Origin of the sequence: Ruegeria sp. TM1040, from assembly GCF_000014065.1 — a bacterium.
Lineage (GTDB): Bacteria > Pseudomonadota > Alphaproteobacteria > Rhodobacterales > Rhodobacteraceae > Epibacterium.
Map to the genome: position 1 here is coordinate 2491666 of NC_008044.1, position 13069 is coordinate 2504734.

Consider the following 13069-nt stretch of genomic DNA (forward strand, 5'->3'; position numbering starts at 1 on the left):
GGGAAGCTCAGTGTCCTTCTCCCCTGGAGCGGCCCTCTGCGCGCTTGGCTCGCGGGGGTATCGTCTCTGCAATGGGCCCGCCGCCATTGGGCTGCATCAGGCGCGTTGCCGGCCTGTCATTGATCCGTGATCGATCTAGAAACTCTTCGGCCTGCGCCGCTACCCACGGTGTCAGCCAAAGAGATCGCTCTGGGATTTAGGCGGCGCAATCCCGAGATGAGTCCAGGCCTTTTGCGCCAGCATCCGACCGCGCGGCGTGCGCTGAATAAGGCCCTGCTGCAGCAGATAGGGCTCGATCACCTCTTCCAGCGCATCGCGGCTTTCGCTCAGGGCGGCGGACATGGTTTCGATGCCGACAGGGCCCCCACCATAATTCTCCGCAACCAGTCGCAAATAGCGTCGGTCCGCGCCATCAAGGCCCAGCTGATCCACGCCAAGCCGTGTCAGAGCCCCATCCGCCAGTTCGCGGGTGATAGTGCCATCGCCCTCGACAACCGCAAAGTCCACCACGCGGCGCAAGAGCCGTCCGGCGATCCTTGGGGTGCCGCGCGCGCGCCGCGCGATCTCACGCGCGCCTGCGTCATCGGCGGGCGCGCCCAGTTTGCGCGCGTTTCGGCTGACAATCTCAAAAAGCTCGTCGATGGTGTAAAACTGCAGCCGGGTTGGAATCCCAAACCGATCCCGCAGCGGTGTGGTCAAAAGCCCCATCCGGGTGGTGGCCCCCACAAGCGTGAAGGGCTGCAACTCGATACGCACCGTACGCGCGGCTGGCCCCTCCCCAATCACGAGATCCAGCTCGAAATCCTCCATCGCCGGGTAAAGGACTTCCTCGACGGCAGGGTTCAGGCGGTGAATTTCGTCGATGAACAACACATCGCGCGCCTCAAGGTTGGTCAGGATTGCCGCCAGATCTCCGGCCTTCGCAAGCACCGGGCCCGATGTCATCCGGAAATTTACGCCCAGCTCGCGCGCAACGATCTGTGCCAGAGTGGTCTTGCCGAGGCCTGGAGGGCCATGAAACAGCGTGTGATCCATAGCCTCGCCACGGCGACGGGCGGATTCGATGAACACCCGCAGGTTTGCCCGGGCTTCGGCCTGGCCAATAAACTCACCCAGGCCCTGCGGGCGCAGGGCGCGATCATTGTCTTCGGGCAGAGGCTCCGGGCGCAGGGTGGGGTCTGCATCAATCATTCAAAGCGTCCTCACCCTTTGGGTGCCAAGAGCCGAAGCGCGGCACGGATCAATTCCGCTTCGCCTGCGTCTGGATTGTTGGCGGCGGCCTCTGCGACCGCACCTGCGGCATCGGAAGGCCCGTAACCCAGGTTGCCCAATGCCGACAGTGCCCCCGCCGAAGCGGCTGCCGCGCCGGTGGGGGCCTTTGGGGCGGCTTTGCGCGCAGGCTTTGCCGGCGCCTCAGCTGCGGGTTCGACCACTGCGTCCAATTCCGGCCCCTCTAGCGCCTCTGTAACCGTGCCCCCCATCGCCATCACGGAGGGTGCCTTATCTTTAAGGTCGAGCACGATGCGCTGCGCGGTCTTGGGGCCAACCCCTTTGGCGGCTTTCACCGCCGCCCAATCGCCAAGGGCGATCGCACGGCTGACACCTTCGGGCCCCAGCGCACTCAGGATGGCAAGCGACACTTTGGCCCCTACCCCCTGCACCGAGGTCAGCAATCGGTGCCATTCCTTTTCCACCAAGGACGTGAACCCAAAGAGCTGCATGAGATCTTCGCGCACCAAAAGCTCGGTATAAAGCTGAACCGCCTCGCCTACAGCAGGCAGGCTCGCCAAGGTGCGATCCGAGCAGTAGACGATATAACCGACGCCGCGCACGTCGATCATCACATGGTCCGGAGTCTTGTAATCCAGACGCCCGGTCAATTTGCCGATCATGCGCCCACCTCTTTGAGTTGCCGCTGGTTGCTGCCTCCGTAATAGGCGTGACAGATCGCAATCGCCAGAGCATCAGCCGCATCCGCGCCCCTGGGCGCACAACCCGGCAGCTGCAGCTTCACCATATGCAGAACCTGTTCCTTTTCGGCATGCCCGACCCCAACCACGGTTTTCTTCACGCGGTTCGGCGCATATTCCCCCGTCGGCAGACCTGCTTTGGCCAAGGTCAGCAAGGCGACACCACGCGCCTGACCTAGCTTGAGCGTTCCCGCGCCATCCTTGTTGACAAAAGTCTGCTCAATGGCAGCCTGATCCGGTCGATAGGCGTCGATGATTTCCGTAACCTGATTGTGCAGCGACAGTAGCCGTTCGCCAAGGTCATCCCCATCAGAGTGGCACAGGCCATTAGCGACATGGCTGAGACGGGCGCCATTTGATTCGATCACCCCCCATCCAAGGGTCCGAAGCCCCGGATCGATTCCCAATATGCGCATTCCGCCGCCCGATCTTTGATTATTTATTGTCTGCTTGGAGGCCAGCACTAGCACAAAACGCGAACACATCCAATCGAATTCACGCCTCACGCATTTGTGTCAGAGCCACAATGCACGCGCGGCACCTAGCACAAAACGCCCCATACGGGGCAATTTTTGAGACAAATGCGACAGGGTAAAATACAGCTGCGACACGCATCCGCCAATACAGCCCCCAACCGCCTCAAAGCCCTTTTTTTCAGGGGTGTGAGGCATGCAAAATGCGCATGGGACACATGCAATTTCACCCCTTGCGAGGGCCGGTTTCGACCTCTATCTGCCGCTCACTCGCTATCGGGCGAGAAATCGGATCATACTGAGAAAGACCCTGGATATGGCTGCAATCGACACCACCCGCACCGCGCAAGGCACCTCCGGCCTGATCGGCCGTATCGGCGCTTTTTTGTACACCACATCTGCCAAGCTGATGGCATGGAATGATGCCCGCGTGACGCGCAAGTCGCTCAGCGCGCTGTCAGACCGCGAGCTTGCCGATATCGGCCTGTGCCGCGGCGACATTGATCAAATCGACGCGCATTCGCCGCTCGTCTAAGCGCGGGTCTGAATGCGGATCTGGACGTCAACCTGACGCGTCCCTGCATCACACACCCCAAAACGCAAACGCCGCGCCCGGCCAATCCGGGACGCGGCGTTTTTGCATGTGTAAATCGGCGTGGTCGCCTGTTGCGATGAGACGGCGTGCGGTCAGCGCAAAATGGGGCGCAACTCTTCCGCAATGCGGGTGGAAATCGGATCTCTTTGCATGAGGAACGCCCCGCCGCGCTCGACAAACGAGCCCTGCGCCAACTGCGCTACGCGCGCATCGTAGCTGGAATAGCCGAGCGCCGCCACGAGAAAGCCTTTGAACATCAACCCCACCACCAGGAACAGGATAAACACCTTTCCGGAAATGCGGGAGCGCACCACTTTTTGCGGCTCAACAACAATCAACCCATCAGAGCGCATTCGCGCCCTGAACCCATGCGCAGCCTTGCCATGCTTTCGATCCAATTGCCGAAGGCGCTCTTGGAACTCCGCGTGTTGATGGCTCATACAACTCACTCCGAACTGGCCCCCACCAGCGGATTATTAGAGTTTACTTAAGGAAATCGGCGAAGTCACGGCGATTACCAGCAATTTGACTAAATTGCCGCCGACCTCTGATTTACTTTGACAAAATCAAAGTGGTCCATTCACCAATTTCAGTCCTTTTGACAAGATTGATGCCGTTTTGTGCATAAACCGCAATCACATCATCGGCCTGCTCGTTCAAAATCCCGGAGAGAATCGCATACCCGCCTGCGCGCAAATGAGCCGCCATGTCCGGCGCAAGCGCCACCAGAGGGCCTTTGAGAATATTTGCGAAGATCAGATCATACGGTGCAGCAGCCTTTAGCGCTGGTGCGTCAAAGCCTGCGGCCTCCAGACATGCGACCGCGCCCTTCATGCCATTGGCGTCCATGTTGGCCTCTGCCACATCGACAGCGACCTCGTCGATGTCGCTCGCCAGGATCTGCGCCGTGGGCCAGACCCGCGCAGCGGCCATTGCAAGGACAGCTGTGCCACATCCAATATCGGCCACTTTCTTGCCTTCGAAGCCTTCGCAAAGCAGATGATCCAGCGCCTTGAGGCAGCCAAGCGTGGTGCCGTGATGCCCGGTGCCAAAGGCCATGGCCGCCTCGATCAGAAGCGGGATCTTGTCTGCGGGAACCTTGTCGGCGTCATGGCTACCGTAGACAAAAAAGCGCCCAGCCTCCACCGGGGCAAGCTCGCGGCGTACATGGGCCACCCAGTCGGTCTCTGGCAATTCGGACACGGCAAAGGGTTTGGCATCGTGCATTGCGGCCAACAGCGCCAGCCCCGCCTCATCCGGGGCTTCGGTAAAATAGCCGCCCACTTCCCATAGGCCTGAGCCATCCTCGACCTCGAAAACGCCAATGCCCGTGGGCTCGGGGGTCAGACGTTCCATTGCCTCGCCCAGCGCCTCTGCCTGAGCTTTTTCGGACAGCGTGGTGAGGGCGGTGAATGTGGGCATGGGGATCTCCAACGAAACATAGAGCGCGTCGCGCGCGGTTGATCAGCGCCTACGCGAGCCTTGTGTGATTGGTCAAGGGGTGAGCAGAGCCGCGCCGCCCTCCAGCGGTCCTTATTCCGCAGGTGTCGGGGCCGCGAACTGCGCAAAGATGGTCTCATTCCCGGGCTCGGGGTGGCGCGGAATCATCAGCGACAACAAGAGCGACACCAGCGCCATCATCGCTGCCAAGCCAAAGACCGCCGCCGGGGAGGCCACCCACAAAAGGCCCAGCATCACCGGCAAGAACACCGCTGCGATGTGGTTGATCGTAAACGCAACAGCGGCCGTGGGGGCAATATCGGCGGGGTCTGCGATCTTCTGGAAATAGGTCTTGAGTGCGAGGGCGAGGGCAAAGAGGATGTGATCCACCACATAAAGCGCTGCCGCCAGCATCACGCCCCAGCCGAACCAATAGATCCCGCCATAAAGGGCAAAGACAGTGGCCAGACCTGCGTATTCAAAGATCAACGTGCGCCGCTCGCCAAACCGGGCGACAAAGCGCCCGAGAAATGGCGCCGCCACCATGTTGACCAAGAGGTTGATGAGATAGAGCCCGGTCAGGTGATGCACCTCAAAGCCAAAGCGCTCTACCATCATGAAGCCCGCAAAGACCACGAAGATCTGACGCCGCGCCCCAGCCATGAACTGCAGCGCATAATAGAGCCAGTAGCGCCGCCGCAGCACCATCTTCTTGTTTTGCGGCGTCGGGCCGTCAAACTGAGGCACCGCAAAGAGGCAATAGAGTGCAATCAGGACCGTAAAGCCGCCTGCAGCCAGGTAGACCACATTATAAGAGAGGTTCATTGGCTCCCAGAGGACCACGATGGCACCATAGACCACAAGCGTCGCTGCCGATCCCGTGGCCACAAGCCAGCCCAGCATCTGCGGCGCGCGCTCCTTAGAGAGCCACTGCAACTGCAGCGATTGCGCCACCGTCTCGTAATAGTGAAAGCCGATGGAACTGAGGACCGTAATCATCAGGATCCCCTGAAGCGTGGGGAACCACGCTGTGACTGCCGTGGCCGCTCCCAAGAGCGCCAGAGACAAAAGCCCCAGAACCTGCTCGCGGATAAAGATGATCAGAAAGATCACAAGAAACGCCAAAAACCCCGGAATCTCGCGCATCGTGTGCAGGACGCCAATATCCGCGCCGTCGAAATTAGCCACCTCAATCACAAAGTTATTGAGCAGTGCCGACCACGTATTAAATGCGACGGGCATGGCGATCGCCATGAGGAACAAAAGCGTGATGGGGCGGCGCCAGAACGGCAGCGTGCGGCCCTGCGCAAGAGAGATGGGCGTAAACATGGCTTGGCTTTAGTGCGCTTTTTGTGCGTGGGCGAGAAAAGAATTGTACCAAGCCACGCACAGACGCCTCTGCATTTCTGCGCGCTACGACTGTGTGACAGCCTAAAGGAAGCTCTGTGGATCAATGTCCACATTGAGGCGCAGATCGCCCTTGAGCTTGAATGGCGCGATCCAGCGGGTGATCGCATCTTGAAGGGGCGCGCCTTTGTCGGCTTTCACCAGGAGCCGCACACGGTGCCGCCCCCTGACGCGCGCAATCGGGGCGGGCGCCGGACCAAAAAGCTGCGCGCCCACCTGCCGCAAGGGGCCATCGTTGCGTGCCAAGGCCCCGCCAAGATCAAAGACCTGCGCTAGATCGGTCCCCGACAGGATCACGCCCGCCATACGTCCATAGGGGGGCACCCCCGCTGCCTGTCGCTGTTCTGCCTCTGCGCGCCAGAAGCTCTCCTCATCGCCCGATAGGATCGCGCGGATCACAGGATGTTCGGGCTGAAAGCTCTGCATCAGGGCCTCGCCCCTGCGTTCAGCGCGCCCAGCGCGCCCCGCCACCTGACGCATGAGCTGAAAGGTCCGCTCCGCCGCACGCAGGTCAGAGCCTTGCAAGCCGAGATCAGCGTCGATCACCCCCACAAGCGTGAGCAGGGGGAAATTGTGTCCCTTCGCGACCAATTGCGTACCCAGAATGATGTCGGCCTCACCTGCGGCAATATCCTCGATCCGCTGTTTGAGCGCGCGTGCAGATCCAAAGAGATCAGAGCTCAGCACCGCGATGCGCGCCTCGGGAAAGAGGGCTGCCGCTTCTTCGCCCAGACGTTCGATACCGGGGCCAACGGGGGCCATTTTGCCCTCGACCTTGCAGGAGGGGCATTCGGTTGGCACGGGTTTGGTTTCACCACATTGGTGGCACATCAGGCGTTTCATGAAGCGATGCTCGACCATTCGCGCATCGCAATTGTCGCAGGCCACCTGCGCACCACAGGCCCGACAGATCGTCACCGGAGCAAAGCCGCGCCGATTGAGGAACAAAAGCGACTGTTCGCCCCGTTCGAGGCGCAGTTTCATGGCCTGTTTGAGCGTCGGCGAAATCCACGTGGAGGGCAATAGCTCCTCATTGCGCATATCAATCGCGCGCATCTCCGGCAGCACCGAGTCGCCAAAGCGCGATGTCAGATCAAGGCGCTGGTATTTCCCGGCCTCCGCGTTTGCCCAGGTTTCAAGGCTCGGGGTGGCCGACGCAAGAACCACCTGCGCCTGACACAAGGACGCGCGCCAGACCGCCAGATCCCGCGCGTTATACAGCACCCCTTCTTCTTGTTTATAAGACGTGTCGTGCTCTTCATCGACGATGATCAGCCCCAGATCGCGGAACGGCAGATAGAGAGAGGAACGCGCACCAATCACCAGTTGCGCCGCCCCCTGCCCCACCATGCGCCAGACGCGGCGGCGTTCGGTCATTGTCACGCCAGAGTGCCATTCGGCCGGAACCGCCCCAAACCGCGCCTCCACGCGTTTCAGGAACTCTGCAGTGAGAGCAATCTCCGGCAAAAGCACCAAGGCTTGCCGCCCCTTGCGCAGACAGGCCGCCACAGCCTCAAGGTAGACTTCGGTCTTGCCCGACCCTGTCACCCCCTTGAGAAGGGTCGTACCGTAGCGCCCAGATTCCACACCGGCCTCAAGGGCGGCGGCGGCTGCGGCCTGATCTTCAGAGAGCGTCTTGCCCGGCAGATCTGGGTCAAGAGGGGGAAATGGCAGGTCCCGGGGCGCTTCTTCTTCGCGGATCGCCCCCTGTTTTATCAGCCCCTTGATGACGGAAGTGGTCACGCCAGCCAGCTCAGAAAGCTCTGACGGGGTAAACGCGCCGCCCTCATATTCCTGCATCACATCAAGCACCTTGGCGCGGGCGTCTGTGATGCGGTCAGGTTCACGATCACCGCGCCGCAGGATCTTGCGCATCGAAGGCGGGTCCGCCAGACCCGGTGCGCGCGTTGCCAGCCGGAGCATCATCGACATCGGTGTGAGCGTATACTGACCTGCACGCTCCAGAAAGCCGCGCATCTCGGCGCGCATCGGTGCGAGATCCAGTACACGGATCACCGAGCGCAGCTTTGCCGCATCAAAGTCACCGGCGCCCGGACCCCAGACCACGCCGATCACCTTGCGCGGCCCAAGCGGCACCTCGACAAAGGCTCCGAGAAAGCAGCCGCCCTCGGGCGCGCGATAGTCCAACAGACGATCCAGCGGCTGCGCTGTCAGCACCCCGACCCGCTCGCCTTGGGCAAAAAACTCCGGGCTATCGCCTGCTTTACTCATCCCGCGTGTGACCCTGCTCTGTATTTCCTGCACCTGGCGGTAGGCGCGCGCCGCTGTTTACGCTAACATGCGCGCGGACGCGCCCTGCTTTGCCCCATGGTCTTTCGCACTTTCCGCCAGACCTCCTATCAGGTAAAGCCAAGGCACACCGAGGCCAAGCCATCCAGAGGACCAAAGCCCATGAAATTCTTCGTAGACACCGCCGAAATCGACGCCATTGCCGAGCTGAACGATCTTGGCATGGTCGACGGCGTCACCACCAACCCTTCGCTGATCAAGAAATCCGGCCGTGACATCATTGAGGTCACCAAAGAGATCTGTGACCTCGTGGACGGCCCGGTTTCCGCAGAGGTGACCGCTACCGACGCCGAGACCATGATCGCGGAAGGTCGCAAGCTGCTTGAGATCGCAGACAACATCACCGTCAAAGTGCCGCTGACCTGGGACGGCCTCAAGGCCTGTAAGACCCTGACCGACGATGGTCACAAGGTCAATGTCACCCTGTGTTTCTCTGCCAACCAGGCACTTCTGGCGGCCAAGGCTGGCGCCACCTTCATCTCCCCGTTCATCGGGCGTCTGGACGATGTGAACCTCGATGGGATGGATCTGATCGAAGATATCCGCACCGTTTACGACAATTACGGCTTTGAGACCGAGATCCTCGCAGCCTCGATCCGCACCGTGAACCACATCCTCGACAGCGCGCGCATCGGTGCTGATGTGATCACTGCACCGCCTGCCGTGATCAAGTCGATGGTGAACCACCCGCTGACCGACAAGGGTCTGGACGCATTCCTCGCCGACATCAAAGCGGCCGGGATCAAAATTCTCTGATCGCACGATGCACCAAAACTGATTTTATGGCGCCTCAAACGGGGCGCCATTTTCTTTGGGGGCAGCGCTTTGTTGCGGACCCAAAGAATTGCCCACTTGAGCCGTTTTTGCGATTTTTCGCGCGCGCGCTGAGACGCCCCATGTTATAGTCGCGAAAACCCGGCAGAGGTTGAGGCAAGACGATGAGCAGCTCAAACGCGGGGCTGGATGACAGCCTGCGCAAGAAAATCATAGAGAAACCCGGCGTGGTGCTGGACGACCCCAACGTGATGCGGGCGTTGGTGGCTGCGAATGAACGCGCGATGGGCTCCAATATCGTGGACCTGCGTGGCATCGCCATGGAGCGGCTGGAAACGCGGCTTGACCGGCTGGAAGACACCCATCGCTCGGTGATTGCGGCGGCCTATGAAAACCTTGCCGGCACCAATCAGATTCACCGCGCGGTGCTGCGGCTTCTGGACCCTGAGAGCTTTGCGGAGTTCATGGAAGTCCTGCGGGGCGATCTCAGGGACATCCTGCGTGTCGACGCCCTCGCCCTCATCCTTGAGACCACCCAAGAGGAGGCCGGAGCGGCGGTAGAGCGTGTTGGCGACATTCTGAAATTTACCGAATCTGGCTTCGTGCAATCTTATCTTGCGCAAGAGCGCGCCTATGGTGGCGACCGCTGTGTAACCTTGCGGCAGATCCAGGCTGGTCCGGCGCGACTCTACGGTGAGCGAGGCGCTGACCTTCGGTCAGAGGCCTGCCTGCGCCTCGACCTTGGTGCAGGACGCCTGCCCGGACTGCTTGTCTTTGGCGCCGAGGATCCCCATCAATTCACACCGCAACACGGCACCGACCTTTTGACATTTTTTGGTGGTGTATTCGAGCGCTGCATGCGCCGTTGGCTGTCTTGAGCGCGGGCGACCCGACGCTGATCTCTCCGGCGGCGCGCGATGCGTTGCAGCGCTGGCTGGACGGTCTCGGTGCGCTTGAAGGCGCGGCGGACAATACGCTCGCGGCCTATCGCGGCGATGTCGTGGAGTTCCTGTCGTTCATGAGCCTTCACTTTGGCGCCCCACAGGGACTTGGCGCCCTGCGCCAGATCACCACCGCGGACATGCGCGCCTGGATGGCCTCGGCGCGGTCGTCGGGCACGGGCGCGCGCTCTCTCGCACGCAAACTCTCCGCTGTGAAAAAATTCTACGGCTGGCTGGCCAAGCGCGAAGGGTTCGAACCCACGGCCGTTTTGTCGACCCGCGCGCCCAAGTTCCAAAAGAAATTGCCCCGCCCGCTTGATCAGGACGCTGCGCGAGCAATGATCGACACGGTCGAGTTGCAATCACAGAAGGACTGGGTGTCGGCGCGAGATGTCGCGGTTGTAACACTCCTCTATGGATGTGGCCTGCGCATCTCCGAGGCACTCGGCCTTCTTGGCAAAGACGCTCCCCTGCCAGCCACACTTCGGATAAAAGGCAAGGGCGGCAAAGAGCGGGTGGTGCCGGTCCTGCCTGCGGCGCAACAGGCGGTAGAGCGCTACTTGGCCCTCTGCCCCCACCCCAAAGAAGCCCATCTGCCCTTGTTTCGCGGCGTCCGTGGCGGCGCGCTGCATGCCCGCATGATCCAGGGCGTAATGGCAGGCGCGCGTCGGCAGCTGGGTCTTCCCGCAACAGCAACCCCGCATGCCCTGCGCCACAGCTTTGCAACGCATCTCCTTGAGGCTGGGGGCGACTTGCGCGCCATTCAAGAGCTTCTGGGTCACGCGTCCCTGTCGACCACGCAGGCCTACACCGCGGTGGATACGGCGCATCTCATGGAAGTCTACGCCCGCGCCCACCCGAAGGCCTGAGCCCGTAGATCGCGAGGAACCGGCACGTTTCAAGCGTGCAACGGGGAAGTTCCCATCGGAAAACACCGTTAAACGGCAGCGCTTCTGGGTTGCGGCCTGCCTCGAAATTCGTCATCACGGGCAGATGACGATTGAACTCCGTGCCCTCTCCGTCCACTTGCTCACCGCCACCGGTGCTGTCTTTGCCATGTTGGCAATGCTAGCGGCAGTCGATGCCGAGTGGGATCTGATGTATCTCTGGCTCGTGGTGGCCTTTGCGGTGGATGGCGTGGATGGCCCTCTTGCGCGGCACTTCGATGTCAAACAGAACGCGCCACAGTTTGATGGCGTGCTATTGGATTTGATCATCGACTATCTGACCTATGTGTTCATTCCGGCCTTTGCATTGTTCAAATCGGACCTGATGTCCGGCTGGACTGGCTGGGCGGCAATCATCGTCATCACTTTTACCAGCGCCATGTATTTCGCAGACACGCGGATGAAGACCAAGGACAACTCCTTTTCCGGGTTTCCCGGCTGCTGGAACATGCTTGTGCTGGTGATTTTTGCGCTGGAGCCAAACCACTGGGTCAGCCTTGGTCTGGTGCTGGTCTTGTCGGCAACTCAGTTCTTGCCGCTGAAGTTCATCCACCCGGTACGTACAGAGCGCTGGCGCAGTGTCTCCCTGCCCGTTGCGCTGGTCTGGACGGCCCTGGCGGGCTGGACCGCTTGGGTGGAATTTGCGCCCGGACAGCTTGTTCACTGGGCGCTACTGGTGACATCCGTATACTTGCTGTTTGTGGGTATTGCCCAGCAAATCATGCCCAGTCGCGACTGATTCTACGGTCAGGCCTCCTCAGCGCTGGAGCCCCCGACGCCTCCGGATTGCCCTCGGAGGCGTGTTGATCGTGCGTTTTTACTTATATTTTCCGGTCCAAAGCGCGGAACGCAGTCGCAGTAAACCGGCTATTAAGCATAACCCGTAAAAATCGACACATATGTTAGGTTTCCGAGTCTTGGCGCAGGAGTGCGATCATGTCGATGAGAGAGGACGGCCCGTCGATCAACCAACGGCAGCTTTCTGCTGTCGATGGCTACAAGAATTTCAGCAATAGCATGGCCTCGCGTCAACTCGCGCGCGCCATGGCGGAGCTACGCGAATCCGCTGCAGGCGCCAACTATCCCAGGGAAGTGGCCCCCTCCGACAAGCCCGCACCGAGCCCACTTCCGGCTGGTGATCGGGACATCGCGCAGCAAGCCTTTCTCGCCCACTGCACTCAGCACCAGATGTCTGGCCGAGAGGCCAGCCGGCTCTATGCCGGTGCCAAGGCGTTCATCTGATCGCGCCCGCAGCAAAAGCATCAACTTCGCCCTGCTCAAACACACGCGCCTGACTTAGAACACGCACGAACCGTCATGAGATCTGCACAAAACGCGCTGGGTCTCGTCAGCCGAGCTTACACCCGGTCGCTAGAAAAAACCGGATCAGGATAGCCCACCCGCGCCAGATAGAGCCCATGGCCCGGGCACACAGGACCACAGGCCGCGCGGTCCTTGGCCTCAAGCGCGTGTTTGACGTCCTCGGGGCTCCATGCTCCGGTGCCCACACGCTCAAGTGTTCCGACAAAACTGCGAACCTGATTGTGTAGGAAGCTGCGCGCGCGCACATGAAAATGCACCTCTGGACCCGATAGTCCCTGAACGCGCTCCACTCTCAGCTCATCCAAGGTCTTCACCGGGCTGGCAGCCTGACAGATCGACGAGCGAAACGTGGTGAAATCGTGATTTCCAAGCAGCATATTGGCTCCCGCCTGCATCGCCGCGACATCCAGATCATGTTTGATCTGCCAGACCTGCCCCTCATCGTGAGTCGCAGGAGCGCGGCGCATCAGGATGCGGAACAGATATTGCCGCTCCACCGCACTGAAGCGGGCATGCCATTCGTCGTCCACAAGGGCTGCATCCACGATCGCAACCGGGGCGGGCTTCAGGTGGTAGTTCAGTGCTTCACTCAGGCGAAACGGATCCCAGTTCTTCTCGAGGTCGCAATGCGCAACCTGCCCAAGCCCATGCACCCCCGTATCGGTGCGTCCGGCGGCGGCAATCGTGTGCTCACCCGGCTCGATCCGCGCGAGCGCTGCCTCAATCGCCCCCTGAACAGACGGTTGGTCCTTCTGCCGTTGCCAACCGGCAAACGGCTTTCCATGATATTCAACTTTGAGAGCAAAACGCGGCATGGGCGCGGCCTAGCGCGCGACGGCAATTCTGGCAAGACCTCCTGAACGCAATCCACAGCAGCACTGGCAACCAA

Annotated in this window: 14 protein-coding genes; 6 read left to right on the forward strand and 8 right to left on the reverse strand. The window is 60.8% G+C overall.

The window, feature by feature from the left end; all coding sequences use genetic code 11:
• Window positions 1-171 precede the first annotated feature (171 nt).
• The 3 genes from ruvB to ruvC are packed head-to-tail and all read right to left on the reverse strand — an operon-like array spanning window position 172 to window position 2386.
• A complete protein-coding gene (ruvB, locus tag TM1040_RS16275; protein ID WP_011539691.1) occupies window positions 172-1191 on the reverse strand; it encodes a Holliday junction branch migration DNA helicase RuvB in 1020 nt (339 codons plus the stop codon).
• 11 nt (window positions 1192-1202) lie between these two features.
• Entirely contained in the window at window positions 1203-1892 is a 690-nt protein-coding gene (gene ruvA / locus TM1040_RS16280; protein ID WP_011539692.1) for a Holliday junction branch migration protein RuvA, read from the reverse strand.
• Window positions 1889-2386: a crossover junction endodeoxyribonuclease RuvC gene (gene ruvC / locus TM1040_RS16285; protein ID WP_044026883.1), complete on the reverse strand. Its 498-nt coding sequence runs from the start codon at window positions 2384-2386 to the stop codon at window positions 1889-1891. Before ruvC ends, ruvA begins: the two co-directional genes overlap by 4 nt.
• A 373-nt stretch (window positions 2387-2759) precedes the next feature.
• On the opposite strand from ruvC, the gene TM1040_RS16290 reads away from it, so the two are divergent.
• A complete protein-coding gene (locus tag TM1040_RS16290) occupies window positions 2760-2978 on the forward strand; it encodes a DUF1127 domain-containing protein (protein WP_011539694.1) in 219 nt (72 codons plus the stop codon).
• A gap of 152 nt (window positions 2979-3130) precedes the next feature.
• Here the strand turns inward: TM1040_RS16290 and TM1040_RS16295 are convergent, their stop codons facing one another.
• The 4 genes from TM1040_RS16295 to TM1040_RS16310 all read right to left on the reverse strand — a co-directional run bounded on the left by TM1040_RS16295 (window position 3131) and on the right by TM1040_RS16310 (window position 8117).
• Window positions 3131-3478, reverse strand: a complete 348-nt coding sequence (locus TM1040_RS16295) for a hypothetical protein (protein WP_254658834.1) — start codon at window positions 3476-3478, stop codon at window positions 3131-3133.
• Between the two features lie 112 nt (window positions 3479-3590).
• Complete coding sequence (locus TM1040_RS16300; protein ID WP_011539696.1) at window positions 3591-4460, reverse strand: 50S ribosomal protein L11 methyltransferase; 870 nt, start codon at window positions 4458-4460, stop codon at window positions 3591-3593.
• A gap of 111 nt (window positions 4461-4571) precedes the next feature.
• Window positions 4572-5807 (reverse strand): MFS transporter, encoded by a 1236-nt coding sequence (locus tag TM1040_RS16305; RefSeq protein WP_011539697.1) that lies wholly within the window; start codon window positions 5805-5807, stop codon window positions 4572-4574.
• Window positions 5808-5909: 102 nt separating this feature from the next.
• Window positions 5910-8117, reverse strand: a complete 2208-nt coding sequence (locus TM1040_RS16310; protein WP_011539698.1) for a primosomal protein N' — start codon at window positions 8115-8117, stop codon at window positions 5910-5912.
• Window positions 8118-8297: 180 nt separating this feature from the next.
• Here TM1040_RS16310 and fsa point away from each other — a divergent pair, with 180 nt between their 5' ends.
• From fsa to TM1040_RS16335, 5 genes are all read left to right on the forward strand, one after another.
• Window positions 8298-8951, forward strand: a complete 654-nt coding sequence (gene fsa, locus TM1040_RS16315; RefSeq protein ID WP_011539699.1) for a fructose-6-phosphate aldolase — start codon at window positions 8298-8300, stop codon at window positions 8949-8951.
• A gap of 182 nt (window positions 8952-9133) precedes the next feature.
• Entirely contained in the window at window positions 9134-9847 is a 714-nt protein-coding gene (locus TM1040_RS16320; protein ID WP_011539700.1) for a DUF484 family protein, read from the forward strand.
• Window positions 9844-10779 carry a tyrosine recombinase XerC gene (locus TM1040_RS16325; protein WP_011539701.1) on the forward strand — a complete coding sequence of 312 codons (936 nt, stop codon included), beginning with the start codon at window positions 9844-9846 and terminating at the stop codon, window positions 10777-10779. The genes TM1040_RS16320 and TM1040_RS16325 overlap by 4 nt, the downstream gene beginning before the upstream one ends.
• A 124-nt stretch (window positions 10780-10903) precedes the next feature.
• Window positions 10904-11596, forward strand: coding sequence for a CDP-alcohol phosphatidyltransferase family protein (locus TM1040_RS16330; protein ID WP_011539702.1), 693 nt, complete (start codon window positions 10904-10906; stop codon window positions 11594-11596).
• A 197-nt stretch (window positions 11597-11793) separates the two neighbouring features.
• Window positions 11794-12099, forward strand: coding sequence for a hypothetical protein (locus TM1040_RS16335; RefSeq protein ID WP_011539703.1), 306 nt, complete (start codon window positions 11794-11796; stop codon window positions 12097-12099).
• A 116-nt stretch (window positions 12100-12215) separates the two neighbouring features.
• On the opposite strand, the gene truA is transcribed toward TM1040_RS16335, so the two are convergent.
• On the reverse strand, window positions 12216-12995 hold the full coding sequence (gene truA, locus TM1040_RS16340; protein WP_011539704.1) for a tRNA pseudouridine(38-40) synthase TruA: 780 nt from the start codon (window positions 12993-12995) through the stop codon (window positions 12216-12218).
• Window positions 12996-13069: the final 74 nt, after the last annotated feature.